Source organism: Arenimonas sp. MALMAid1274 (genome assembly GCF_049195245.1).
Classification (GTDB): domain Bacteria; phylum Pseudomonadota; class Gammaproteobacteria; order Xanthomonadales; family Xanthomonadaceae; genus Arenimonas.
In genome coordinates this window covers 28,500-51,791 of the sequence record NZ_JBMIRR010000019.1, presented here as the reverse complement: position 1 = coordinate 51,791, position 23,292 = coordinate 28,500, and the positions used below count along the sequence as shown (strand labels likewise).

General features: G+C 68.3%; 25 protein-coding genes. 17 read left to right on the top strand and 8 right to left on the bottom strand.

The features are described 5' to 3' along the window. The first annotated feature begins 13 nt into the window (after positions 1-13). The 12 genes from rplR to ACOQFR_RS00595 all read left to right on the top strand — a co-directional run bounded on the left by rplR (position 14) and on the right by ACOQFR_RS00595 (position 8,243). Positions 14-373 (top strand): 50S ribosomal protein L18, encoded by a 360-nt coding sequence (gene rplR, locus ACOQFR_RS00650; protein ID WP_421377598.1) that lies wholly within the window; start codon positions 14-16, stop codon positions 371-373. A gap of 90 nt (positions 374-463) precedes the next feature. Further along, positions 464-985, top strand: coding sequence for a 30S ribosomal protein S5 (rpsE, locus tag ACOQFR_RS00645; protein ID WP_421377564.1), 522 nt, complete (start codon positions 464-466; stop codon positions 983-985). Beyond that, positions 978-1,160, top strand: a complete 183-nt coding sequence (rpmD, locus tag ACOQFR_RS00640) for a 50S ribosomal protein L30 (RefSeq protein ID WP_421377562.1) — start codon at positions 978-980, stop codon at positions 1,158-1,160. Before rpsE ends, rpmD begins: the two co-directional genes overlap by 8 nt. A gap of 20 nt (positions 1,161-1,180) precedes the next feature. After that, positions 1,181-1,618, top strand: coding sequence for a 50S ribosomal protein L15 (gene rplO, locus ACOQFR_RS00635; protein WP_421377560.1), 438 nt, complete (start codon positions 1,181-1,183; stop codon positions 1,616-1,618). 4 nt (positions 1,619-1,622) lie between these two features. Then, on the top strand, positions 1,623-3,014 hold the full coding sequence (gene secY / locus ACOQFR_RS00630; RefSeq protein WP_421377559.1) for a preprotein translocase subunit SecY: 1,392 nt from the start codon (positions 1,623-1,625) through the stop codon (positions 3,012-3,014). Between the two features lie 248 nt (positions 3,015-3,262). Further along, positions 3,263-3,619 (top strand): 30S ribosomal protein S13, encoded by a 357-nt coding sequence (rpsM, locus tag ACOQFR_RS00625; RefSeq protein WP_421377558.1) that lies wholly within the window; start codon positions 3,263-3,265, stop codon positions 3,617-3,619. Positions 3,620-3,631: 12 nt separating this feature from the next. Then, positions 3,632-4,021: a 30S ribosomal protein S11 gene (gene rpsK / locus ACOQFR_RS00620; RefSeq protein WP_290781651.1), complete on the top strand. Its 390-nt coding sequence runs from the start codon at positions 3,632-3,634 to the stop codon at positions 4,019-4,021. Positions 4,022-4,041: 20 nt separating this feature from the next. Continuing rightward, complete coding sequence (rpsD, locus tag ACOQFR_RS00615) at positions 4,042-4,671, top strand: 30S ribosomal protein S4 (RefSeq protein ID WP_421377556.1); 630 nt, start codon at positions 4,042-4,044, stop codon at positions 4,669-4,671. Positions 4,672-4,694: 23 nt separating this feature from the next. Next, entirely contained in the window at positions 4,695-5,690 is a 996-nt protein-coding gene (locus tag ACOQFR_RS00610; RefSeq protein ID WP_421377554.1) for a DNA-directed RNA polymerase subunit alpha, read from the top strand. A gap of 29 nt (positions 5,691-5,719) precedes the next feature. Beyond that, on the top strand, positions 5,720-6,100 hold the full coding sequence (gene rplQ / locus ACOQFR_RS00605; RefSeq protein ID WP_421377552.1) for a 50S ribosomal protein L17: 381 nt from the start codon (positions 5,720-5,722) through the stop codon (positions 6,098-6,100). 122 nt (positions 6,101-6,222) lie between these two features. After that, on the top strand, positions 6,223-6,738 hold the full coding sequence (locus tag ACOQFR_RS00600) for a disulfide bond formation protein B (RefSeq protein ID WP_421377550.1): 516 nt from the start codon (positions 6,223-6,225) through the stop codon (positions 6,736-6,738). A 107-nt stretch (positions 6,739-6,845) separates the two neighbouring features. After that, a complete protein-coding gene (locus ACOQFR_RS00595; protein ID WP_421377549.1) occupies positions 6,846-8,243 on the top strand; it encodes a class II 3-deoxy-7-phosphoheptulonate synthase in 1,398 nt (465 codons plus the stop codon). Here the strand turns inward: ACOQFR_RS00595 and ACOQFR_RS00590 are convergent. From ACOQFR_RS00590 to typA, 3 genes are all read right to left on the bottom strand, one after another. Further along, complete coding sequence (locus ACOQFR_RS00590; protein ID WP_421377548.1) at positions 8,237-9,847, bottom strand: amidase; 1,611 nt, start codon at positions 9,845-9,847, stop codon at positions 8,237-8,239. The genes ACOQFR_RS00595 and ACOQFR_RS00590 overlap by 7 nt on opposite strands. Before the next feature lie 65 nt (positions 9,848-9,912). After that, complete coding sequence (locus tag ACOQFR_RS00585; protein ID WP_421377546.1) at positions 9,913-10,677, bottom strand: sulfite exporter TauE/SafE family protein; 765 nt, start codon at positions 10,675-10,677, stop codon at positions 9,913-9,915. A gap of 18 nt (positions 10,678-10,695) precedes the next feature. Then, positions 10,696-12,537, bottom strand: a complete 1,842-nt coding sequence (typA, locus tag ACOQFR_RS00580) for a translational GTPase TypA (RefSeq protein ID WP_421377544.1) — start codon at positions 12,535-12,537, stop codon at positions 10,696-10,698. 162 nt (positions 12,538-12,699) lie between these two features. Here typA and ACOQFR_RS00575 point away from each other — a divergent pair, with 162 nt between their 5' ends. Continuing rightward, positions 12,700-13,206 (top strand): peptidylprolyl isomerase, encoded by a 507-nt coding sequence (locus tag ACOQFR_RS00575; RefSeq protein ID WP_421377542.1) that lies wholly within the window; start codon positions 12,700-12,702, stop codon positions 13,204-13,206. 36 nt (positions 13,207-13,242) lie between these two features. On the opposite strand, the gene ACOQFR_RS00570 is transcribed toward ACOQFR_RS00575, so the two are convergent. The 3 genes from ACOQFR_RS00570 to ACOQFR_RS00560 are packed head-to-tail and all read right to left on the bottom strand — an operon-like array spanning position 13,243 to position 15,748. Beyond that, complete coding sequence (locus ACOQFR_RS00570; RefSeq protein WP_421377540.1) at positions 13,243-13,827, bottom strand: hypothetical protein; 585 nt, start codon at positions 13,825-13,827, stop codon at positions 13,243-13,245. Next, entirely contained in the window at positions 13,827-15,002 is a 1,176-nt protein-coding gene (locus tag ACOQFR_RS00565) for a M48 family metalloprotease (RefSeq protein WP_421377538.1), read from the bottom strand. Before ACOQFR_RS00565 ends, ACOQFR_RS00570 begins: the two co-directional genes overlap by 1 nt. Continuing rightward, a complete protein-coding gene (locus tag ACOQFR_RS00560) occupies positions 14,999-15,748 on the bottom strand; it encodes a hypothetical protein (RefSeq protein ID WP_421377537.1) in 750 nt (249 codons plus the stop codon). The genes ACOQFR_RS00565 and ACOQFR_RS00560 overlap by 4 nt, the downstream gene beginning before the upstream one ends. A 128-nt stretch (positions 15,749-15,876) precedes the next feature. On the opposite strand from ACOQFR_RS00560, the gene ACOQFR_RS00555 reads away from it, so the two are divergent. The 4 genes from ACOQFR_RS00555 to prpC all read left to right on the top strand — a co-directional run bounded on the left by ACOQFR_RS00555 (position 15,877) and on the right by prpC (position 20,285). After that, entirely contained in the window at positions 15,877-17,076 is a 1,200-nt protein-coding gene (locus tag ACOQFR_RS00555) for a pyridoxal phosphate-dependent aminotransferase (RefSeq protein ID WP_421377535.1), read from the top strand. A 78-nt stretch (positions 17,077-17,154) separates the two neighbouring features. Beyond that, positions 17,155-18,138, top strand: coding sequence for a malate dehydrogenase (locus ACOQFR_RS00550; protein ID WP_421377533.1), 984 nt, complete (start codon positions 17,155-17,157; stop codon positions 18,136-18,138). Positions 18,139-18,240: 102 nt separating this feature from the next. After that, positions 18,241-19,128 carry a methylisocitrate lyase gene (prpB, locus tag ACOQFR_RS00545; protein WP_421377531.1) on the top strand — a complete coding sequence of 296 codons (888 nt, stop codon included), beginning with the start codon at positions 18,241-18,243 and terminating at the stop codon, positions 19,126-19,128. 11 nt (positions 19,129-19,139) lie between these two features. Further along, positions 19,140-20,285 carry a bifunctional 2-methylcitrate synthase/citrate synthase gene (prpC, locus tag ACOQFR_RS00540; protein WP_421377530.1) on the top strand — a complete coding sequence of 382 codons (1,146 nt, stop codon included), beginning with the start codon at positions 19,140-19,142 and terminating at the stop codon, positions 20,283-20,285. A gap of 99 nt (positions 20,286-20,384) precedes the next feature. Here the strand turns inward: prpC and ACOQFR_RS00535 are convergent, their stop codons facing one another. Together ACOQFR_RS00535 and ACOQFR_RS00530 are read right to left on the bottom strand one after the other, a co-directional pair. Continuing rightward, entirely contained in the window at positions 20,385-20,873 is a 489-nt protein-coding gene (locus ACOQFR_RS00535; protein WP_421377528.1) for a cell wall hydrolase, read from the bottom strand. A 344-nt stretch (positions 20,874-21,217) separates the two neighbouring features. Beyond that, positions 21,218-23,245 (bottom strand): FAD-dependent oxidoreductase, encoded by a 2,028-nt coding sequence (locus tag ACOQFR_RS00530; RefSeq protein WP_421377526.1) that lies wholly within the window; start codon positions 23,243-23,245, stop codon positions 21,218-21,220. Between the last annotated feature and the right edge of the window lie 47 nt (positions 23,246-23,292).

The following is a 23,292-nucleotide window of genomic DNA, read 5'->3' as shown; positions in this document are numbered from 1 at the left end:
TTCCTCGAGGTAAATAATCATGGACAAGAACATCGCTCGTCTGCGCCGCGCCAAGACCACGCGTTCGCACATCCGCAAGCTCGGCGTCGCCCGCCTGTCGGTGCTGCGCTCGGGCCAGCACATCTACGCCCAGCTGTTCACCGCCGACGGCTCCAAGGTGCTGGCTTCGGCCTCCACCGTGCAGGCCGAAGTCAAGGATGGCCTGAAGGGCAGCAAGAACATGGAAGCCGCCGCCAAGGTCGGCCGCACGATCGCCGCCAAGGCGCTCGCCGCGGGCATCGAGAAGGTGGCCTTCGATCGTTCCGGCTACCGTTACCATGGCCGCATCAAGGCCCTGGCCGACGCCGCCCGCGAGGGTGGCCTGCAGTTCTAAGCCCGGGCCCGCGAGGGCAGGGGTATTGAGTTCCCAGAACCAACCACAACCATAAGCGGCCATAGGCCGTAAGCACACCCAGGAATCCACATGAGCAGCAACGAGCGCGATCGCAATCGCGGGGAAAGCGACGACGGCTTCATCGAGAAGCTGGTCGCCGTCAACCGCGTCTCCAAGACCGTCAAGGGCGGTCGTCAGTTCACCTTCACCGCGCTGACCGTGGTCGGCGACGGTGCTGGCAAGGTCGGTTTCGGTTACGGCAAGGCGCGTGAAGTGCCGGTCGCCATCCAGAAGTCGATGGAATACGCCCGCAAGGCGATGGTCCAGGTCGACCTCAACGAAGGCACCCTGTGGCACCCGGTCAAGGCCGGCCACGGCGCCGCCCGCGTCTTCATGCAGCCCGCCTCGGAAGGTACCGGCGTGATCGCCGGTGGCGCCATGCGCGCCGTGCTGGAAGCCGTCGGCGTCAAGAACGTGCTGGCCAAGGCCGTCGGCTCGCGCAACCCGATCAACCTGGTGCGCGCCACCGTCAAGGGCCTCACCGAGACCACCTCGCCGGCGCGTATCGCCGCCAAGCGTGGCAAGAAGCTCGAGGAGATCCTCAATGGCTGAGAAGACCGTCACCGTCCGCCTGGTCAAGGGCCTTCGTGGCTGCCAGGCCCGCCACCGCCTTTCGGTGAAGGCGCTCGGCCTGAACAAGGTCAATGATGTCCGCGAACTCAAGGACTCCCCGTCCGTGCGCGGCCTGATCAACCAGGTGCATTACCTGGTCCGCGTCGAATCCTGATCGGACCAAGGAGAACCCATATGAAGCTCAATACTCTCAAGCCCGCCGACGGCGCCCGCAAGGACCGCGTCCGCGTCGGTCGCGGCATCGGTTCCGGCCTCGGCAAGACCGCCGGTCGCGGCCACAAGGGCTCGTTCGCGCGTTCGGGCAAGGGCAAGATCAAGGCCGGTTTCGAAGGCGGCCAGATGCCCATGTACAAGCGCCTGCCCAAGGTCGGCTTCCGCTCCAAGCTGAAGAACGACACGGCCGAAGTGCTGCTCTACCAGCTCGACAAGCTCGAGGCCGGCGAGATCGATTTCGCCGCCCTGCGCGCCGCCAAGCTCGTGCCGGCCAACGCCAAGCAGGCGAAGATCGTCAAGAAGGGCGAGCTGAGCAAGAAGTTCGTCCTCAAGGGCGTGCTCGCGACCGCCGGCGCCAAGGCCGCGATCGAAGCCGCCGGCGGCAGCCTGACGGAGTAAGCACTTGACGCAGTCCTCTTCCGCAGCAAGTTCCCTGGGTGGGCTCGGTAAATTCACCGAGCTTCGCCAGCGCCTGATCTTCGTGGTCCTGGCGTTGATCGTGTACCGCATCGGCAGCTTCATCCCGGTGCCGGGCATCGATCCCGCGGCCATGCTGCAGCTGATGGAACAGCAGCAGGGCACCATCGTGGACATGTTCAACATGTTCTCGGGCGGCGCCCTGAACCGCTTCAGCCTGTTCGCGCTGAACGTGGTGCCCTACATCTCCGCCTCCATCATCGTGCAGCTCATGGGCCAGATCTACGAGCCCTGGAAGGCGCTGAAGAAGGAAGGCGAGAGCGGTCGGCGCAAGCTGACCCAGTACTCGCGCATCTTCGCCGTGGTGCTGGCGATCATCCAGGCCGGCTCGATCGCCAGCATGCTGCAGGGCCAGAGCGCCGGCGCCGGCATCCCGGTCGTCTACGCCCCGGGTCCGGGCTTCGTGCTCACCGCCATCGTGGCGCTCACCGCCGGCACCATCTTCCTGATGTGGCTGGGCGAGCAGATCACCGAGCGCGGCATCGGCAACGGCATCTCGCTGATCATCTTCGCCGGCATCGTCGCCAGCCTGCCGGGCGCCGCCCTGAGCACGCTGCAGCAGGTGGCCAACGACGAAATCAGCGCCTTCGCGATCCTGGTCATCCTGGTGCTGATCGTCGCGGTGACCTACTTCGTGGTGTTCATGGAGCGCGGCCAGCGCCGCATCACCGTGAACTACGCCCGTCGCCAGGGCGGCCGCCAGGCCTACATGAACCAGAGCTCGCACCTGCCGCTCAAGCTCAACATGGCCGGTGTCATCCCGCCCATCTTTGCCTCCAGCCTGATCATGTTCCCGGCGACCCTGTCGCAGTGGTTCGGGCAGGCCGGTGCCGCCGGCGCGACCGGCGACAGCTGGCGCGAGAAGCTGATGGTGTGGATGCAGGACCTGAGCCAGATGCTGGCCCCGAGCGAGCCGCTGCACATGCTGCTCTACGGCGCGATGATCATCGGCTTCGCGTTCTTCTACACCGCGCTGGTGTTCAACTCGCAGGAAACCGCCGACAACCTCAAGAAGTCGGGCGCCCTGGTGCCGGGCATCCGGCCGGGCAAGGCCACCGCCGACTACATCGACGGCGTGCTGACCCGCCTCACGCTGATCGGCTCGCTGTACCTGGTGCTGGTCTGCCTGCTGCCCGAGCTGATCCGCTCCTTCCTTGCGGTCCCGTTCTACTTCGGCGGCACCTCGCTGCTGATCGTGGTCGTGGTGGTGATGGATTTCACCGCCCAGGTCCAGGCTCACCTGATGTCGCATCAGTACGAGAGCCTGATGAAGAAGGCAAATCTGAAAGGCGGAAGCCGCGGCCTGAGCCGCAGCTGAGGCCAACGATGGGCGGTCCGCGCGGCAGCTTGGCGCGCGGATAAGCCAGGACCCGTCCCTGCGCTGGAGTAGCGCGGGGCGCCCGACCCGGGAACGGGGCAGGGCAGGTCCGGGCTTGTCGCCGGAGCATGGGCACACTCCCCATGCCGGGTTTCCCGGGTCGAAAGGCCCGGGGGGCTACAATTGAACCCCAAGCCCTGTTATACTTCGTGATTCACTGCGCTCAAATTTAAGTTGGAGAACGCCTGATGGCGCGCATTGCGGGTGTCAACCTGCCTGTCCAGAAGCATGTCTGGGTGGGCCTGCAGAGTATCTTTGGCATCGGCCGTACCCGGTCGAAGCTTGTTTGTGAAGCGGCGGGCGTGGCCTCGGCCACCAAGATCCGTGATCTGTCCGAGCCTGAAATCGAGCGCATCCGCGCCGAAGTGGCCAAGTACACCGTCGAGGGTGACCTCCGTCGCGAGGTCGGCATGTCGATCAAGCGCCTGATGGACCTGGGCTGCTATCGCGGCCTGCGTCACCGTCGCGGCCTGCCGATGCGCGGTCAGCGTACCCGGACCAACGCCCGTACCCGCAAGGGTCCGCGCAAAGCCATCAAGAAGTAAGGACCTGGCCCAATGAACAAGCCGGCAGTCAAGACCAAGAAGAAGATCAAGCGGATCGTCACCGACGGTATCGCCCACGTCCAGGCTTCTTTCAACAACACCATCGTCACCATCACCGACCGCCAGGGCAATGCGCTGTCGTGGGCCACTTCGGGCGGCGCGGGTTTCCGCGGCTCCCGCAAGTCCACGCCGTTCGCCGCCCAGGTGGCCGCCGAGAAGGCCGGCAAGGCCGCCCTCGACTACGGTGTGAAGACGCTGGAAGTGCGGATCAAGGGCCCCGGCCCGGGCCGCGAGTCGGCCGTGCGTTCGCTGAACGCGGTCGGCTACAAGATCACCAACATCATCGACGTTACCCCAATCCCGCACAACGGGTGCCGGCCGCCGAAGAAGCGCCGCGTCTAACGGGAACTGGAGACTAAAAAATGGCTCGTTACATTGGTCCCACCTGTAAGCTCGCCCGTCGCGAAGGCGCCGACCTCAGCCTGAAGTCGCCGGCTCGCGCCATCGACTCCAAGTGCAAGCTGGAGCAGAAACCCGGCCAGCATGGCGCCGTCGCCAAGAAGGGCAAGCTGTCCGACTACGCCACCCAGCTTCGCGAGAAGCAGAAGGTCAAGCGCATCTACGGCCTGCTGGAGCGTCAGTTCCGCTCGTACTACACCAAGGCTTCGCGCAAGAAGGGCAACACCGGCGAAACCCTGCTGCAGATGCTCGAGCAGCGCCTGGACAACGTCGTGTACCGCATGGGTTTCGCGGTCACCCGTCCCCAGGCCCGCCAGCTGGTCTCGCACAAGGGCGTGCTGGTCAACGGCAAGTCCGTCAACCTTCCGTCGTTCCAGATCAAGGCTGGCGACAGCGTTGAGCTGACCGAAAAGGCGCAGAAGCACCTCAACGTGCAGGAAGCACTCAACCTCTCCCAGCAGATGGACCTGGTCCCGAGCTGGTGCGAAGTCGACGCGAAGAAGTTCGCCGGCGTTTTCAAGGCCGTCCCGGACCGCGCCGACCTGCCCTCGGATATCAATGAAGCGCTGATCGTCGAGTTGTACTCGAAGTAATCCTCCCAGGAGACACCTTGACCATGACGGTTACCGCTACTTCGGTGCTGCGTCCGCGCGGCCCCCACATTGAACGCCTCGGCTCCAACCGCGCGAAGGTCGTCATCGAACCGCTCGAGCGCGGCTACGGCCACACGCTGGGCAACGCCCTGCGTCGCGTGCTGCTGTCGTCGATCCCCGGCTTTGCCATCACGGAAGTCGAGATCGACGGCGTGCTGCACGAGTACACCACCGTCGAGGGTCTGCAGGAGGACGTGCTTGAAGTCCTGCTCAACCTCAAGGACGTGGCCATCCGCATGCACAACGTGGACCACACCACGCTGACGCTGCAGAAGAAGGGCCCGGGCATCGTCACCGCCGCCGACATCAAGGTCGACCACAACGTCGAGATCCTTAATGGCGACCACGTGATTGCCCACCTCACCAAGGACACGGCGCTGAACATGCGCCTGAAGATCGAGCGCGGTTTCGGCTACCAGCCGGCCGCCGATCGCCGCCGCCCGGACGAAGAGTCCCGTGCGATCGGTCGCCTGGTGCTGGACGCCACGTTCTCGCCGGTCCGTCGCGTCGCGTATGCCGTGGAAGCGGCCCGCGTCGAGCAGCGCACCGACCTGGACAAGCTGGTCCTGGAAATCGAGACCAACGGCACGATCGACGCCGAAGACGCCATCCGCACCGCCGCTGACATCCTCACGGACCAGCTGTCGGTGTTCGGCGACTTCACCCAGCGTGACCGCAGCGCCGCCAAGCCGTCCGCCACGGGCATCGATCCGGTGCTGCTGCGCCCGATCGACGACCTCGAGCTGACGGTACGTTCGGCCAACTGCCTCAAGGCCGAGAACATCTACTACATCGGCGACCTGATCCAGCGTACCGAGGTCGAGCTGCTCAAGACCCCGAACCTGGGCAAGAAGTCGCTCACCGAGATCAAGGAAGTGCTGGCACAGCGCGGCCTGTCCCTCGGCATGAAGCTGGAAAACTGGCCGCCGGCCGGCCTGCAGCAGGGCATGCTGGGCTGAGCCCGGTAATTCACTAAGGAACCACGACCATGCGCCACCAGAACTCCGGACGCAAATTCAGCCGTACCAGCGCGCATCGCGAAGCGATGTTCAGCAATATGGCCGCGTCCCTGATCAAGCACGAGCTGATCCGCACCACCCTGCCCAAGGCCAAGGAACTGCGCCGCGTCGCCGAGCCGCTCATCACCATCGGCAAGATCGATGGCGTGGCGAACCGTCGCCTGGCCATGTCCCGCCTGCGTGACAAGGAAGCGGTCGGCAAGCTGTTCGTCGAGCTCGGCCCGCGTTACCAGGCCCGTCCCGGCGGTTACCTGCGCATCCTCAAGTGCGGCTTCCGTCCGGGCGACAACGCCCCGATGGCCTATGTCGAGCTGGTGGATCGTCCGGTGCAGGTCGAAGCCGCCGAATAATCGGCCGCCTCGCCCCGCATCACGCGAAGACCCCGGCCCCGGCCGGGGTTTTTGTTTGCCGGCGGAAACTTCCCCGCCTGCGCGCAGTCTGTGTACGCTGGATGCCAACCACGAGCCCGTCCATGAGCGCCAATCCCTTCGCCTGGTCCTTCCGCAAGCAGTTCCTCACCGGCTTCCTGCTCTGCGCCGCGCTGCTGGCCTATGCGCTGTATGTGCAGTTCAACATGCTGATGCTGCCGTGCCCGCTGTGCATCCTGCAGCGCATCGCTTTCGCCGTGCTCGGCCTGGTGTTCCTGATCGGTGGCCTGCATGCGCCAGTTGGCCGGGTGGGCCGCGCGGTGTACGGCCTGCTGGCGCTGGTGCCGGCCGCCGTGGGTGCGGGTATCGCCGGTCGCCACGTCTGGCTGCAGGGCCTGCCCGCCGACCAGGTGCCGCTGTGCACCAGCATGGGCCTGGACTACATGGTCGAGGCGATGGGCCCGATGAGTGCCCTGGCCAAGGTGCTGCAGGGATCCGGTGAATGCGCCAAGGTGGACTGGACCTTCCTGGGCGTGTCCATGCCCGGCTGGACCCTGGCCTGGTTCATTGGCCTGGGCCTGGGCGCGCTGTGGGCCGCGCTGCGCCGCCGTCCCGCCTGAGTACCGGCAGCCCCGCGTCCCATCGCCGGCATCGCGGACCTGCCGCGCAGGCCGCTGTGGCATGATTTCCTTTCCCCGACGCATTCCGCACCCTGGATCCCGCACCGATGAACGCCAGCGACCGCAACCTCCACCCCGTATCGGTGCCCAGTGACTGGACGCCGGCCGGCTGGCGCGGCAAGGTCGCGACCCAGCAGCCGATCTATCCCGATCCGGAGGCCCTGGCCCAGGTGCAGGACGAACTGGGCCGGTTGCCGCCGCTGGTCACGTCCTGGGAGATCCTGGCGCTGAAGAAGCAGCTGGCCGAGGCCCAGGAAGGCAAGCGCTTCCTGCTGCAGGGCGGCGACTGCGCCGAAAGCTTCGCCGACTGCGAATCGGGCCTGATTTCCAACCGGCTCAAGGTGCTGCTGCAGATGAGCCTGGTGCTGGTGCACGGCCTGCGCCTGCCGGTGGTACGCGTGGGCCGCTTCGCCGGCCAGTACGCCAAGCCGCGCTCGGCCGACCTGGAGGAGCGCGACGGCGTCTCGCTGCCCAGCTACCGCGGCGACTTCATCAACCAGCCCGAGTTCACCGCGCAGGCCCGCATCCCGGACCCGCGCCGCATGGTCAAGGGCCACGCGCGCTCGGCGATGACGATGAACTTCGTGCGCGCCCTGATCGACGGCGGCTTCGCCGACCTGCACCACCCCGAATACTGGGACCTGGACTGGGTCGGTCATTCGCCGCTGTCGGATGAGTACCGGCGCATGGTCGCGGCGGTGGGCGACGCCGTGCGTTTCATGGAAACGATTTCCGGCAACGCCCTGCACGACCTCAACCGCGCCGATTTCTACACCTCGCACGAAGCCCTGCTGCTGCCCTACGAGGAGGCGCTGACGCGCCAGGTGCCGCGCCAGTGGGGCTGGTTCAACCTGTCCACCCACTTCCCCTGGATCGGCATGCGCACCGCCGACCTGGCCGGCGCGCACGTCGAATACTTCCGCGGCCTGCGCAATCCGGTGGCGGTGAAGATCGGCCCCTCGGTCACGCCCGACCAGCTGCTGCGCCTCACCGACGCGCTCAATCCGGAGAACGAGCCCGGCCGCCTGAGCTACATCCACCGCATGGGCAACGCCAAGGTCGCCGAGAAGCTGCCGCCGCTGCTCGACGCCGTGCGCCGCGAGGGCCGCCGCGTGCTGTGGATTTGCGACCCGATGCATGGCAACACCGAAAGCACCAGCAACGGCTTCAAGACCCGCCGATTCGCCAACATCCGCGGCGAAGTGGAGGCCAGCTTCGAGCTGCACGCCGCGGCCGGCACCCGCCTGGGCGGCGTGCACCTGGAGCTCACCGGTGAGAACGTCACCGAATGCACCGGCGGCGCCCGCGACCTGACCGACATCGACCTCGAGCGCGCCTACCGGTCCACGGTGGACCCGCGCCTGAACTACGAGCAGTCGCTGGAGATCGCCATGCTGATCGTGCGCAAGCAGGGCCAGATCGCCCGGCCCGCGCAGGCTCAGTAAGGCAGCGTCGGCAGGAACCGGGGCGGTTTGCGGGCCTGCGTGGCCTGTTCGAAGGCGTAGGCGTAGGCCAGCAGCTCGGCCTCGCTCCAGGCGCGGCCCATGAACACCAGTCCCACCGGCAGCCCGCGCACCTCGTCCGCGGGCACGGTGATGCTGGGCGTTCCCGCCACCGCGGCGATGCCGTAGCCCGCGCCGGAGAAATGGTCGCCATTGACGTGGTCCGTGGGCCAGGCGGGCGAGGTGGTGGGCGCGATCACCGCGTCCAGGCGATGCTGGTCCATCGTGGCCAACAGGCCTTCCTCGCGCGCCAGCCGGCGGGCACGATCGCGCGCCCGCAGGTAGGCGGGCTCGGTGAGCGGACCCTTGGCCTGCGCCTGCTCGAAGCGCTCCTGGCCGAAGTGCGGCATCGCTTCGGCGGCGTGCGCGCGGTTCCAGGCAATCAGTGACTCCAGCGACGCGTGTTCGCCGCCCGCGCCGGCCAGGTAGATGTTCAGGCCGTCCTTGAACTCGTACAGCAGCACCTGCAGTTCGTCACCGCCCCACTGTCCCCAGGTGGCCACCTCGACGTCCACCACCTCGGCCCCCGCGGCGCGCAGGCTGACGATCGCGCGTTCCACTGCCGCGTCCACGTCGGGATGGAAGCCCATGGCCTGGCGCAGCACGCCGAAGCGCTTGCCTCGCACCGCGTCCGTCGTCAGGCCCGCGGAATAATCCGTCGCGATCCGGCCCGCGGCGTCCGCCGCGGCGGGGTCGGCCGGATCCACCGCCGCCAGTACGTTCATCAGTGCCGCGACGTCGGAAACGCTGCGGCCCATCGGTCCCGCCGTGTCCTGCGATGCGGAGATCGGGATGATGCCGCCGCGGCTGACCAGTCCGACGGTCGGCTTCAGACCCACCAGGCCGTTCACCGCCGACGGGCAGAGGATGCTGCCGTCGGTCTCGGTGCCCACGCCCACCGCGGCCAGGCTGGCGGCGATGGCGGTGCCGGTGCCGGAACTGGAGCCGCAGGGGTTGCGGTCGAGCACATAGGCGTTGCGGGTCTGCCCGCCGCGCGAGCTCCAGCCGGAACTGGAGCGGGTCGAGCGGAAGTTGGCCCACTCGCTGAGGTTGGTCTTGCCCAGGATCACGACGCCTGCCGCACGCAGCCGCGCGACCAGGAAGGCGTCGCGCGCGGGCCGGTTGCCGGCCAGGGCCAGCGAGCCGGCCGAATTGGCCATGCCGACCGCATCGATGTTGTCCTTGAGCAGAACCGGGATGCCGTGCAGGGGACCGCGCACCTGGCCGGCGCGGCGTTCGGCGTCCAGCGCGCGGGCGTCGGCCAGTGCGTTCGGGTTGAGCTCGATGATCGAATTCAGGGCCGGGCCGCCGCGGTCGATCTGCTCGATGCGATCAAGGTAGGCCTGCACCAGCGCCTCGGAGCTCAGGTCGCCGGCGCCCAGTTGCGCCGCCGCGTCCACCAGGCTCATCTCCGCGACGACCGGGCCAAGGGCGCGATCGGAGGCGGCGGGAACGGACGGGGCGTCTGGTGCCGTCGCGGCGGGCACAGGATCGCGGCCGCAGCCGGCCAGCAGCAACAGGCAGGCCACGAGGCTCAGTCGGCGCATCGGAAATCCCGGGACGTGGGGAAGGGCAGGCGGAGTATTGCCCCCGCGGGTTGCCGCCGCAAACGCTACTGCAGCAGGCCCCAGCCCACGCGTGCCACCAGCGCCAGCACCACGGCCAGGAAGACGAAGCGGATGAAGCGGTCGCCCTGGCGGATCGCCAGCTTGCTGCCCACGTAGCTGCCCAGCATGTTGCCGATGATCAGCGGGATCGCCAGCAGCCACACCACGTAGCCCGACAGCGCCAGCACGGTCCACGAACTCAGGTCGGCCGCGACATTGGTGGACTTGGACACGGCCGAGGACTTGAGGAAATCCAGGCCGATCACGCTGACGAAAGCGAACACCATCAGCGTTCCCGTGCCCGGTCCGATCAGCCCGTTGTAGAAGCCGCAGGCGCCGCCCACGGCCACCGCCGCCCAGGCTTCGGCCCGCGGCGGATAGCGGCGCTGTTCGCGCAGGCCCAGGTCCTTGCGCAGCACGGTGTAGACGGCCAGCAGCACGCACACCGACAGCACGGCCATCTTCAGCACGTCGGGGTCGATGCGTTTGGCGAACTGGACGCCGATGGCCGAGAAGGCGAGGGCGGACACCAGCGCAGGCACCACGATGCGGCGCTCGACGCTGACGTGCCGGAAATAATTCCAGGCGGCCACGCTGGTACCCAGCAGCGAACTGGTGCGCTGGGTGGCGATGGTCTGCAGGATGTTCAGGCCCGGATGCAGGTTCAGCATCGCCGGCGTGAGGATCAGGCCGCCGCCGCCGACGATGCTGTCGAGCAGGCCGGCGGCGAAGCCGGCCAGCCCGGTGAGCAGCCAGAGCTCAGGGGACATGGCCGGCGTGCCAAAGGATCAGCCGCGGCTGGCCTTCTTGCGCTCGTTCTCGGTGCGGTCCTTCTTGCGAAGGCGGATGGCGACCGGGGTGACTTCGACCAGTTCGTCGTCGTCGATGAACTCCAGCGCCTGCTCCAGCGACATCTTGATGGCCGGGATCAGGCCCTCGTCCTTGTCGGTGCCCGAGGCGCGGAAGTTGGTCAGCTGCTTGCCGCGCAGGGCGTTGACCGTGAGGTCGTTGTCCTTGGCATGGATGCCGACGATCTGGCCTTCGTAGATTTCCTCGCCCGGCTCGATCAGCAGGCGGCCACGCTCCTGCATCGCGATCTGGGCATAGGCGGGCGAGGGGCCCTGGCCGTTGGAAATCAGCACGCCGTTCTGGCGCTGGCCGATGTCGCCGTCGGCCTTGGGGCCGTAGTGGTCGAACACGTGGAACAGCAGGCCGGTGCCGGCGGTGATGGTGCGGAACTCGGTCTGGAAGCCGATCAGGCCACGGGCCGGGATCATGAAGTCCATGCGGACGCGACCCTTGCCGTCGGGCTCCATGTTCTGCAGCAGCGCCTTGCGTTCGCCCAGGCGCTGCATCACGCCGCCCTGGTACTGCTCCTCCAGGTCCACCACCAGGGCCTCGATCGGCTCGGACTTCACGCCGTCGATGTCCTTGATGATCACCTCGGGGCGCGACACGGCCAGCTCGTAGCCTTCGCGGCGCATGTTCTCGATCAGGATGGACAGGTGAAGTTCGCCGCGGCCGCTGACCTTGAACTTGTCGGCGTCGTCGGTGTCTTCCACCTTCAGCGCGACGTTGTGCTGGGTCTCGCGCATCAGGCGGTCGCGCAGCTGGCGCGAAGTGAGGAACTTGCCGCCGCTGCGGTCCTTGTTGCCGGCGAACGGCGAATTGTTCACCTGGAAGGTCATGCTGATGGTCGGCTCGTCGACGGTCAGCACTTCCAGCTGCTCCACCGCGGACGGGTCGCACACGGTCTCGGAAATGCCCAGACCCTCGATGCCGGAGATGGCCACGATGTCGCCGGCCTGCGCTTCCTTCACCTCGTGGCGCTCCAGGCCCATGAAGCCCAGCACCTGCAGCACCTTGGCGTTGCGGGTCTTGCCGTTGCGGTCGATCACGGTGACCGGCATGTTGGTGCGCACGCGCCCGCGCTGGATGCGGCCCACGCCGATGATGCCGACGTAGTTGTTGTAATCGAGCGAGGTGACTCGCATCTGGAACGGGCCGTCCAGGTCCACCGGCGGCGGCGCGACATGGTCGATGATGGTCTGGAACAGCGGGGTCATGTCGCCCGAGCGCACGTCCGGCTCCATGCCGGCATAGCCGTTGAGCGCCGAGGCGTAGACGGTGGTGAAGTCGAGCTGCTCGTCGGTGGCGCCCAGGCGGTCGAACAGGTCGAAGGTCTGGTCCAGCACCCAGTTCGGGCGCGCGCCGGGGCGGTCGACCTTGTTCACCACCACGATCGGCTTGAAGCCCATCGCGAACGCCTTCTGGGTCACGAACCGCGTCTGCGGCATCGGGCCGTCCATCGCGTCCACCAGGATCAGCACCGAATCCACCATGGACAGCACGCGCTCGACCTCGCCGCCGAAGTCGGCGTGGCCCGGGGTGTCGACGATGTTGATGCGGTATTCCTCGCCGTCCGGCGACTTCCAGCGGATCGCGGTGTTCTTGGAAAGGATCGTGATGCCACGCTCCTTTTCGATGTCGTTGCTGTCCATCATCCGCTCGGTGGTCACCGTGCGCTCGCTGAAGGTGCCCGACTGCTTGAGCAGGCAATCGACGAGGGTGGTCTTGCCATGGTCGACGTGGGCGACGATGGCGATGTTGCGGAGCTTTTCGATGGACATGCGGATGGGCGCCGGGCGGCGCGCTGTCTCGTGGGGAAGTAAGCCGGGCATTATAGCCTGAATGGACCCGCGCTTCGCCTGAACGGGGCCCGGCGGGCAGGGCCTGTGGCATCCTAGGCAGCCCACCGGCCGACCCTGGCCCGGTACCCCACGGAGCCCCGAATGTCCCTGATTGCCACTTTCACCACCTCGCGCGGCCCGATCCGCGTCCGCCTGCACGCCGACAAGGCCCCGGTCACCGTCGCCAGCTTCGTCAACCTGGTGCAGCGCGGCTACTACAACGGCCTGACCTTCCACCGCGTCATCCCGGACTTCATGATCCAGGGCGGCTGCCCCAAGGGCAGCGGCACCGGCGGCCCGGGCTACAAGTTCGAGGACGAGACCCGCGCCGACCTTCGCCACGACAAGCCGGGCGTGCTGTCCATGGCCAATGCCGGCCCGGGCACGAATGGCAGCCAGTTCTTCATCACCCACGTCGCCACGCCCTGGCTGGACGGCAAGCACACCGTGTTCGGCGAAGTGATCGGCGCCGGCGACCAGCAGGTCGTGGACGCGGTGCGCGGCGGCGACAAGATCGAGTCCATCACGCTGGAAGGCGACACCACCGCGCTGCTGGCCGCCCAGTCGGCCCGCGTGGACGAGTGGAACAAGGTGCTCGGCACCGCCTGAGTCGCCCCTCGGCCGGGACCGCGTGTCCCGGCCGGATCAGGGTACGAAGCGCAGGCTGTCGAACATCCGCGAGACCGCCTCGGCGTCGCGGCCGTAGTAATGCTCGGCCGGGGCGATCCACACCAGCACCGTCAGCCGGCCCTCGCGTTCGGCGGCCGCCACCATGCCGCGGTAAACCAGGCCGGTGGGGTTGTCCAGGTCCAGCTCGAACCGCAGGCCCGGCACGCCGCCGAAACTCGCGGGCCGGAGCTGGCTGCCGCGCACGTTCGCCCAGCCCGAGCCGCGCAGTCCGTCCAGCACGATGTCGCGCACTTCATCCGGACGCATGCCTTCGCGGAACCAGGGGCCATCCGGGCGGCTCCGGCGCTCGCGTGCCTGCAGGAACACGTGCTCCTTGGGCCGGATCCGGGAAATGATGCTCAGCTGGTTGAGCGGCGTGCCGTCGATGGTCCAGGTTTCCTGGCGCGGCGTGCGCACGCGCGCCCAGTCCAGACTGGTGTCCAGCGCCAGGTCGAACACGCGTGCGTCGCCGGCCTGCTGCAGGCGTCCACCGGCGCCGGCACAGGCGGCCAGCAGCACCAGCAGCGCTGCGGCGATCAGGATCCGTAAAGGGTGGCGCATCACGGTCGGGACTCCAGTTCGGTCAGGTAGTGGCGGATGAAGGCGGCATCCTCGGCCTCCGGGGCCAGCGCCAGATAGCGGGTCAGCGCGGCCGCAGCCTCGTCGCGGCGTCCCGCAGCGCGCAGCGCCATGCCCTGTTCGCGGAACGCCGCCGGGGGCGGGTTTTCGCCCGACGCGGCCTGCGCGTAGAGCGCCGCCGCCTGGGCCGCGTCGCCGTCCTTGCCCCGGCGGCGGTAGGCCTCGCCGAGGAAAAACGTGTAGGTGGCCTGCAGGTCCGGCTCGGACAGCGCGCGCAGGTCGGTGATGACGCGAATGGAGGTGTCGTACATCCGTCGCGACAGTTCATCCTCCAGCCAGTCGGCCAGGAAAGGCCGCACCGCCTGACGGTAGCCTTCCCGCCCGGCATCGCCGCCGCTGCCGCTGGCCTGCGCCGCCGCCTGCACGTCGGCCAGCCGCTCGGCGGTCTTGGGATGGCTGGCGAAGACAGGGATGGGCTTGCCGTAGCGTCGCGCGTCCTCCTCGTCCTTCATGCGCTGCCACAGCCGGGTACCCGCGTCGGCGTCGTAACCCTGCCCGGTGGCCGCCGCGAAGCCCAGGCGATCGGACTCGCGCTCGGCCTCGCGCGAGAACTGGTACATCTGCGCCACGCCGATGAAGTTGGCCAGGTAGCCGGCCGCACCCGCGCCGCCGCCGTAGGCCAGCAGTCCGAACGAGCTGAGCACCGCCGAGGTGCGCTTGGCCTTGCGCCACATCTGCAGCGAATGCCGCTGCCGGAAATGCGCGAACTCGTGGCCCAGCACCAGCGCCAGCTCGGCCTCGTCCTGGAAACGCAGCAGGGCGCCGGTCCAGACCACCATCATTCCGTTGGGCGCCATGGACGCGTTGAACCAGGGCTGCTCGACGATGTACACCCGCAGGTCGCTGCAGTAATCGGCCGCCACCTTGCAGGCCACGCCGCGCACGTAGGCATTCAGCGCCTCGTCGCGCACCAGCAGCGGGTGCTGCTGCAGCTCGCGTTCGGCGCGCTCCATCGCGTACCACAGTTCGTCTTCGTCGCTGCCCGCGGGCGGCCGCTGGCCCGGCTTGGCCGAGTCCACCGGCGCCTGCGCCGCGGCCACGCCGTGCCCGGCCCAGGCCAGGCTCAGCGCCAGCAGCAGGGCAGGGCGGGAGGTCACAGCGGGAACCCGGTCAGCATCTGCTGCACGGTTTTCTCGGTGCCCTCGGCGTCGCGCAGGTCGCCGGACTGGTTGGCCATCAGGTTGAACCACACCACCTGGCCCGTGCGCAGGTCCACCAGGGTCGCGACGCCCAATTGCTGGCCGCCGCCGATGTCCACCACGCTGCCCATGGCGGCACCCGCCAGGAAGCCGAGCACGCGCATGGCCTTGCGGCCCTCGCTGGCGTAGCTGTCGCGGATATAGGTGAACAGCGCGTAGTCGGCGCCGGTCGCCGCGCGCAGTTCCTCCACACCCGGACCCAGCGTCCAGTCAAGCCGCCGGCCCTTGGTCGCCAGGTAGCTGCCGCTGCGGGTGTAGACCGCGATGCTGGTGGCCACCGCTTCGTTGAGCCGCACCACCTGGCCCAGGCGCGACTGCGGCGGCAGGTCGTCGCGGACTTCGAACTCGGGCTTGAGCTCGGTGCCTTCCCGGCCCAGGCGGCGGGCCACTTCCGCCGGGAACAGCCGGCGCGCGGCGTCGGACCACTCGCGCCGCGGCTCCTGCATGCCACCGGCCGTGACCAGGGTCAGCTCGATGTCGGGCTCGACCACCACCACGCTGCCGGCAATGCGCACCGGCTGGCCGGCCTCGTCGGTGGCCACGCGGTTCTGGTTGTAGGCCAGGGCCGGAAGGGGCAGCAGCGCGATCGCCAGCAGCAGCCGGGCGAGCTGCCTGCGGGGGCGTGTGAACAGGCTTCGGGTCATGGACCACCTCCGGTGCCCAGCATGCCCGAACGCGAGCCGCCGGCAAGCCCCGCCGGCCCGTCGCCCGGGGGCGGCGTGGTATCCTTTCGGGGTTTTTCCGCCCCGCCACCCCACCCGCGAGGATCGTGATGCCCCAGCTTGCCAAGCGCATGGGCCGTGCCAAGCCCAGCGCCATCATGGCCGTCGCCGAAAAGGCCAAGAAGCTCAAGTCCGAAGGCCGGGACATCGTCAGCTTCTCCATCGGCGTGCCCAACTTCCTGCCCGGCGAGCACGTCTACGCCGCCGCCCGCGAGGCCCTGGCCAAGGACAGCGGCCAGTACGGCAGCAACCGGGGCTCCGACGCCCTGCTCGACGCCTTCCTCAAGCACATCGAGCCCCTGGGCCTGACCGGCTACACGCGCATGAACTGCGCCACCGGCATCGGTGCCAAGCACATCCTCTACAACCTGGCCGAGGCCCTGCTCGACGAAGGCGACACCATCGCCTACGCCGTGCCGTACTGGACCACCTACGCCGACATCGCCGAAGTCCTGAACGCGAAGATCCTCGAGCTGCCGTGCCCGGCCAGCCAGGACTACAAGCTCACGCCGGCCCAGCTCGACGCCGCGCTGGCGACCCGGCCCAAGGTGTTCCTGTTCAACAACCCCAACAATCCGACCGGCATGGTCTACACGCGCGAGGAAATCGCCGCGCTGGCCGACGTGGTCGCCCGCCATCCCGACACCTGGGTCATCACCGACGACATCTACAACACCATGGTGTTCGACGGCCTGGGCTACCACAACTTCGTGCACTCCCGCCCCGAGCTGCGCGACCGCGTGATCTTCGTCGACTCGCTGTCCAAGACCTACGGCATGCCCGGCTGGCGCGTCGGCTTCATGGCCGGCCCGGAAGTGGTGGCCAAGGCGATGACGGTGCTCAATTCCACCCACATCACCAACCTGCCCGAAGTCGTCACCGCCGCGGCGATCGCCGCGCTGACCGGCCCGCAGGACGTGCCGGAAGGCAAGTGCGCCGAGTTCCAGACCAAGCGCGACCTGGTGGTGGCCACGATGAACGCCATCCCGGGCGTGGTCTGCCCCAAGCCGCAGGGCGCGTTCTACGTGTTCCCCGACATCAGCTGCGCGTTCGGCAAGTCGCACCAGGGCGTGGCCATCAACAACGACGTCGACTTCTGCAGCGTGCTGCTGGAGGCCAAGGGCGTGGCCTGCGTGCCGGGCTCGGCCTTCGGCGAGCCGCGCGCGCTGCGCATCAGCTACACCTGTCCGACCGCGCAGCTGCCGGTCGGCCTGCAGCGCATCCAGGAGTTCTTCGCCGAACTCGCGTGACCCTTTCGCGGCGTCCTTTCCCGGACGCCGCTGTCTTGTAGGCGGGCCGCCAGGCCCGAACCCCTTCCAGGAGCCACTATGAAAACCCCAGTCCGTGTTGCCATCACCGGCGCCGCCGGCCAGATCGGTTATTCCCTGCTGTTCCGCATCGCCTCGGGCGAGATGCTGGGCAAGGACCAGCCGGTGATCCTGCAGCTGCTCGAGCTGCCGATGGAGAAGGCCCAGGCCGCGCTGAAGGGCGTGATCATGGAGCTGGAGGACTGCGCGTTCCCGCTGCTGGCCGGCGTGGTCGGCACCGACGACCCGATGGTGGCCTTCAAGGACGCCGACGTGGCCCTGCTGGTCGGCGCGATGCCGCGCGGCCCGGGCATGGAGCGCAAGGACCTGCTGCTCAAGAACGCCGAGATCTTCACTGTACAGGGCAAGGCCATCAACGCCGTGGCGTCGCGCGACATCAAGGTGCTGGTGGTGGGCAACCCGGCCAACACCAACGCCTACATCGCCATGAAGTCGGCGCCGGACATCAACCCCAACAACTTCACCGCGATGCTGCGCCTGGACCACAACCGCGCGCTGTCGCAGCTGGCCATCAAGGCCGGCGTGGCCGTGGCCGACATCGAGAAGCTGGTGGTGTGGGGCAACCACAGCCCGACCATGTATCCCGACTACCGGTTCGCCACCGTCAAGGGTGGCTCGCTGAAGGACAAGATCGGCGACGAGGCCTGGAACCGCGAGACCTTCATTCCCAAGGTCGGCAAGCGCGGCGCCGCGATCATCGAAGCGCGCGGCCTGTCCTCGGCCGCCTCGGCCGCCAATGCCGCCATCGACCACATGCACGACTGGGTGCTGGGCACGAATGGCAAGTGGGCCACCATGGGCATTCCTTCGGACGGCAGCTACGGCATCCCGAAGGACGTGATGTACGGCTTCCCGGTGACCTGCAAGGACGGCAAATACGAGATCGTGCAGGGGCTGGAAATCGATGACTACAGCCGCAGCATGATGGACAAGACCCTGGCCGAGCTCGAGGAAGAGCGTGCCGGTGTCGCCCACCTGCTTTGACGTGAATGCGAAGGCGGCCCCCGGGCCGGGCGCCAAGGGCGTCCTGCCTGCGGCGGCACCCGCACGTGCCTGCGCCTGGCTTTCGCGCATGAAGGAAACGAAATGACGCCATCGAGTTCCGCCGGCGCGCGCTTCCGCGCCGCGCTTGCCGCCGAATCACCGCTGCAGGTGATCGGCGCCATCAATGCCAACCACGCCCTGCTGGCCAAGCGCGCCGGCTACCGCGCGATCTACCTGTCGGGCGGCGGTGTCGCGGCCGGTTCGCTGGGCATCCCGGACCTGGGCATCACCGGCATGGAAGACGTGCTGGTGGACACCCGCCGCATCACCGACGTGTGCGACCTGCCGCTGCTGGTGGACATCGACACCGGCTTCGGCCCCAGCGCCTTCAACATGGCGCGCACGGTGAAGTCGCTGATCAAGGCGGGCGCCGCCGCCTGCCACCTGGAGGACCAGGTCGGCGCAAAGCGCTGCGGCCACCGCCCGGGCAAGGAGATCGTGCCGGTGGACGAGTTCGTCGACCGGGTGAAGGCGGCCGTGGATGCCCGCACGGACGCGCAGTTCTTCATCATCGCCCGCACCGACGCCATTGCGGTGGATGGCGTGGACGCCGCCATCGAACGTGCAGTGCGCTGTGTCGAGGCCGGCGCCGACGGCATCTTTGCCGAAGCCGCCTACGACCTGCCCACCTACAAGCGCTTCGTGGACGCGGTGAAAGTACCGGTGCTGGCCAACATCACCGAGTTCGGGCAGACGCCGCTGTTCACCCGCGACGAGCTGGCCTCGGTGGGCGTGGCGATCCAGCTTTACCCGCTGTCGGCGTTCCGCGCGATGAACCGCGCGGCCGAGGCCGTGTACACCGCCATCCGCCGTGACGGCCACCAGAAGGCCGTGGTGGACACCATGCAGACGCGCGAGGAGCTCTACGACCGCATCGGCTACCACGATTACGAGCAGCGCCTCGACGCGCTGTTCGCCCGCAAGAAGTAAGGGAGAGCGCCATGACCGAATCCACCCTGCCCAAGGCCAAGAAGTCCGTCGCGCTGAGCGGCACCCCGGCCGGCAACACCGCGCTGTGCACCGTCGGCCGCAGCGGCAATGACCTGCACTACCGCGGTTACGACATCCACGACCTGGCCACCCACGCCGGCTTCGAGGAAGTGGCGCACCTGCTGGTGCACGGCGCGCTGCCCACCGCCAGCCAGCTGGCCGCCTACAAGACCAAGCTCAAGCGCCTGCGCGGCCTGCCGGCGATCGTCACCGATGCGCTGGAGCTGGTCCCCGCCAATGCCCACCCGATGGACGTGCTGCGCACCGGCTGCTCGGTGCTGGGCGTGGTGCTGCCCGAGCGCGACGGCCACCCGGTCAATGAAACCCGCGACATCGCCGACAAGCTGATGGCCAGCTTCGGCTCGATGCTGCTGTACTGGTGGCACTTCACCCGCAACGGCCGCCGCATCGACGTCGAGACCGACGACGACACCATTGCCGCGCACTTCCTGCACCTGCTGCACGGCGAACCGCCCAGCGCCTCGCATGCGCGCGCCATGGACCAGTCGCTGGTGCTGTACGCCGAGCACGAGTTCAACGCGTCCACCTTCACTTCCCGCGTGATCGCCGGCACCGGCTCGGACATCTTCAGCTGCATCACCGGCGCCATCGGCGCGCTGCGCGGCCCCAAGCACGGCGGCGCCAACGAAGTGGCGATGGAGATCATCGCGCGCTACGGCAGCGCCGACGAGGCCGAGGCCGACATCCGCGCCCGCGTGGAGCGCAAGGAAATCGTCATCGGCTTCGGCCACCCGGTGTACACCATCGGCGACCCGCGCAATCCGATCATCAAGGAAATCAGCCGCAAGCTTTGCAGGGAGGGCGGCAACCAGGTGCTGTTCGACGTCAGCGAGCGCATCGAGAACCTGATGATGGACCTCAAGAAGATGTTCCCCAACCTCGATTGGTACAGCGCGTCGGCCTATCACATGATGGGCGTGCCGACCGCGATGTTCACGCCCCTGTTCGTGATCGCGCGCACCAGCGGCTGGAGCGCCCACGTGATCGAGCAGCGCATCGACGGCAAGATCATCCGCCCCAGCGCCAACTACACCGGCCCGGAAGACCGCGCCTTCGTGCCGATCGACAAGCGCTGATCGTCAGCGGGCACCACGCAAAAAGGCCGCGCATCTGCGCGGCCTTTTTTTTGCGTCGGGTTGCTTGTGGGGCCAGCCCCACGATCCGTGAACCTCGGATCAGGGTGCCAGGTGCGCGGAGATCGCGACCGTGGCCGCCGGCGGGGTCAGGCGCTGCACGCGGAAGAAGGTGTGGTCGCCGATGGTCGCCACGCGGGGCGCGCTGGCCCAGGCGGGGCTGGCGATGCCCAGGGCTGCGAAATGGCTGGCACCCGGCACCACCTCGTTGCGCTGGCCCGGCGGCAGCTGCCAGTCGCTCTGGGTCTGGAAGGCGACCTGCACGGCCTTTTCCCAGGCTTCGAGGTTGCGCATGCGCAGCCCCGGATTGACGATGGTCGGGGCGAACTGCTTGCGGGCGGTGACCACGTCGCAGACCGACTCGCCCCACTGGCCGCTGTCGCGGCGGCGCAGGGCCACCTCGGCCACGGCACGCTGGCCCAGCTCGGACTGGTCGCGGGCTTCCAGGTACACCGTCGTCGCCAGGCACAGCGGGTCAGCGGCGGGCTGCGGCAGGATCGAGGCAAGCCACAGGATGAAGGACAGTTTCATGGCGGAACTCCTTGCTCCGTTGCGCCGCAATCTCCCGCCCGCATCGCGCGGGGTCGCCTGTCATGGATCAACGGGGCGGGGGAGGGCCTGCGGCCTGGCGTTTTGGGGATGGACGAGCGGGGCTCGCATTCCGGTCGGGGCGTCGTCTGGTGGGGCGCCGTCCGGAAACCCCCCTGGCCATGTGCCGGGGGGCCGTATGTGGCCGGCGGTCGCCTGGGGCAGGGGCCGGATCCGAAGCGCATGGTACGGGCCGGACCCGAACCCTGGCTGAACGCCGGATCACAAGCCTTTGATTTTTATTGGAGTAATTGCTCTGGGAGCGCGAATCCAGGCCGCGCGCAGGCTCAGAACGCAGCGGCCAGGCGGCTGCCCTGGTCGATGGCGCGCTTGGCGTCCAGCTCGGCCGCGACGTCGGCGCCGCCGATCAGGTGCGGGCTCCGGCCCGCCGCCAGCAGGGGCTCCAGCAGGGCCCTCAGCGGCTCCTGTCCTGCGCAGACCACCACGTGGTCCACCGGCAGCAGCTGCTCGCGGCCGTCGACCCGGATGCGGAAGCCGCTGTCGTCCACGCCCAGGTACTCGACGCCACCGAGGGCCTGCACCTGCTTGGCCTTGAGCGCCGAGCGATGGATCCAACCCGTGGTCTTGCCCAGCCGCGCGCCCGGCTTGCCGGGACTGCGTTGCAGCAGCCAGACCTCGCGAGCGGGTGCTTCTGGATGCGGTTTGGCCAGGCCGCCCGGTCCCTCGAAGTCCGCCGCCACGCCCCATTCGGCCAGCCAGCGGCCGGTGTCGAGCGTCGAGGACGGGCCGTCGTGCACCAGGTACTCGGCCACGTCGAAGCCGATGCCACCCGCGCCGATAATGGCCACCCGTGCGCCTGGCACCACCTTGCCCGTCAGCACGTCGAGGTAACTGACCACCTTGGGATGGTCGGCGCCGGGGAAGTCCACCTTGCGCGGCCGGATGCCCGTGGCCAGCACGATCTCGTCGTAGCCGCCGGCCAGCAGTTCGTCCGCGTCCACGCGCGCGCCGAGCCGCTGCTCGACCCCGGTCAGGGAAAGCCGCCGGCCGAAGTAGCGCAGCGTCTCGTGGAACTCTTCCTTGCCCGGGATCTTCTTGGCCAGGTTGAACTGCCCGCCGATGTCGGTCGCGGCGTCGATCAGCACCACCTTGTGGCCACGTCCCGCCGCCACGGTGGCGCAGGCCAGGCCGGCGGGGCCAGCACCCACCACGGCGATGCGCTTTGGAGCCGTGGTGGGCACGTAATTGAGCTCGGTCTCGGCGCAGGCCCGCGGGTTCACCAGGCAGCTGGCCTTCTTCGACACGAACACGTGGTCCAGGCAGGCCTGGTTGCAGGCGATGCAGGTGTTGATCTCGTCGCGGCGACCGGTGCGGGCCTTGTTCACCCATTCCGGGTCGGCCAGCAGCGGGCGGGCCATCGACACCATGTCGGCCTGGCCCTGGGCCAGGATGGATTCCGCCACCTCGGGCATGTTGATGCGGTTGGTGGCCACCAGCGGCAGCGCCACGTGCGGCTTGAGCTTGGCGGTGACGCCGGCGAAGGCCGCGCGCGGCACCGAGGTGGCGATGGTGGGGACACGCGCCTCGTGCCAGCCGATACCGGTATTGATGATGGTCGCGCCCGCGGCCTCGATCGCCTTGGCCTGCAGCACGATCTCGTCCCAGTCCGACCCGCCTTCCACCAGTTCAAGCATGGACAGGCGATAGATCAGGATGAAGTCCTTGCCCACCGCCTCGCGGATGCGGCGGACGATCTCCACCGCGAAGCGCATGCGGTTCTCGGCGCTGCCGCCCCAGGCGTCGGTGCGGCGGTTGGTGCGCGCCGAGAGGAACTGGTTGATCAGGTAGCCCTCCGAGCCCATCACCTCGACGCCGTCGTAGCCGGCGTCGCGGGCCAGGCGGGCGGTGTTGACGAAGGCCTTGATCTGCCGCTCCACGCCCCAGGCGGTAAGCGCGCGCGGGGTGAGCGGGCTGATCGGCGCCTTCACCTTGGAGGCCGACACCAGCAGCGGATGCGCGGCGTAGCGGCCCGCGTGCAGGATCTGCAGGCAGATCCGGCCGCCCGAGGCGTGCACGGCCTGGGTGACGATGCGGTGCTTGTGGATTTCCCAGGGCCAGCTGAGCTTGCCGGCGAAGGGCTTGAGCCAGCCCACCAGGTTGGGCGCGATGCCGCCGGTGACGATCAGGCCCACGCCGCCCTCGGCGCGCTCTCGGAAGTAGGCCGCCAGCTTCGGGAAGTCGCGCGCGTGGTCTTCCAGGCCGGTATGCATCGAACCCATCAGGACGCGGTTGGGCAGGGTGCAGAAGCCGAGGTCGAGCGGCTGGAACAGGTGCGGATAGGGCGTGGCGGTCATGGCATTCGCGCGGGACAGGCAAGTCCGGAACCTTGCCCGGAAAGCCC

Bases quoted from the DNA above. Each gene is read 5' to 3' on its own strand.
- rpsE (WP_421377564.1), top strand. From the start codon at position 464: ATGAGCAGCAACGAGCGCGATCGCAATCGCGGGGAAAGCGACGACGGC.
- rpmD (WP_421377562.1), top strand. From the start codon at position 978: ATGGCTGAGAAGACCGTCACCGTCCGCCTGGTCAAGGGCCTTCGTGGC.
- rplO (WP_421377560.1), top strand. From the start codon at position 1,181: ATGAAGCTCAATACTCTCAAGCCCGCCGACGGCGCCCGCAAGGACCGC.
- rpsM (WP_421377558.1), top strand. From the start codon at position 3,263: ATGGCGCGCATTGCGGGTGTCAACCTGCCTGTCCAGAAGCATGTCTGG.
- rpsK (WP_290781651.1), top strand. From the start codon at position 3,632: ATGAACAAGCCGGCAGTCAAGACCAAGAAGAAGATCAAGCGGATCGTC.
- rpsD (WP_421377556.1), top strand. From the start codon at position 4,042: ATGGCTCGTTACATTGGTCCCACCTGTAAGCTCGCCCGTCGCGAAGGC.
- ACOQFR_RS00610 (WP_421377554.1), top strand. From the start codon at position 4,695: ATGACGGTTACCGCTACTTCGGTGCTGCGTCCGCGCGGCCCCCACATT.
- rplQ (WP_421377552.1), top strand. From the start codon at position 5,720: ATGCGCCACCAGAACTCCGGACGCAAATTCAGCCGTACCAGCGCGCAT.
- ACOQFR_RS00600 (WP_421377550.1), top strand. From the start codon at position 6,223: ATGAGCGCCAATCCCTTCGCCTGGTCCTTCCGCAAGCAGTTCCTCACC.
- ACOQFR_RS00595 (WP_421377549.1), top strand. From the start codon at position 6,846: ATGAACGCCAGCGACCGCAACCTCCACCCCGTATCGGTGCCCAGTGAC.
- ACOQFR_RS00590 (WP_421377548.1), bottom strand. From the start codon at position 9,847: ATGCGCCGACTGAGCCTCGTGGCCTGCCTGTTGCTGCTGGCCGGCTGC.
- ACOQFR_RS00585 (WP_421377546.1), bottom strand. From the start codon at position 10,677: ATGTCCCCTGAGCTCTGGCTGCTCACCGGGCTGGCCGGCTTCGCCGCC.
- typA (WP_421377544.1), bottom strand. From the start codon at position 12,537: ATGTCCATCGAAAAGCTCCGCAACATCGCCATCGTCGCCCACGTCGAC.
- ACOQFR_RS00575 (WP_421377542.1), top strand. From the start codon at position 12,700: ATGTCCCTGATTGCCACTTTCACCACCTCGCGCGGCCCGATCCGCGTC.
- ACOQFR_RS00570 (WP_421377540.1), bottom strand. From the start codon at position 13,827: ATGCGCCACCCTTTACGGATCCTGATCGCCGCAGCGCTGCTGGTGCTG.
- ACOQFR_RS00560 (WP_421377537.1), bottom strand. From the start codon at position 15,748: ATGACCCGAAGCCTGTTCACACGCCCCCGCAGGCAGCTCGCCCGGCTG.
- ACOQFR_RS00555 (WP_421377535.1), top strand. From the start codon at position 15,877: ATGCCCCAGCTTGCCAAGCGCATGGGCCGTGCCAAGCCCAGCGCCATC.
- ACOQFR_RS00550 (WP_421377533.1), top strand. From the start codon at position 17,155: ATGAAAACCCCAGTCCGTGTTGCCATCACCGGCGCCGCCGGCCAGATC.
- prpB (WP_421377531.1), top strand. From the start codon at position 18,241: ATGACGCCATCGAGTTCCGCCGGCGCGCGCTTCCGCGCCGCGCTTGCC.
- prpC (WP_421377530.1), top strand. From the start codon at position 19,140: ATGACCGAATCCACCCTGCCCAAGGCCAAGAAGTCCGTCGCGCTGAGC.
- ACOQFR_RS00535 (WP_421377528.1), bottom strand. From the start codon at position 20,873: ATGAAACTGTCCTTCATCCTGTGGCTTGCCTCGATCCTGCCGCAGCCC.
- ACOQFR_RS00530 (WP_421377526.1), bottom strand. From the start codon at position 23,245: ATGACCGCCACGCCCTATCCGCACCTGTTCCAGCCGCTCGACCTCGGC.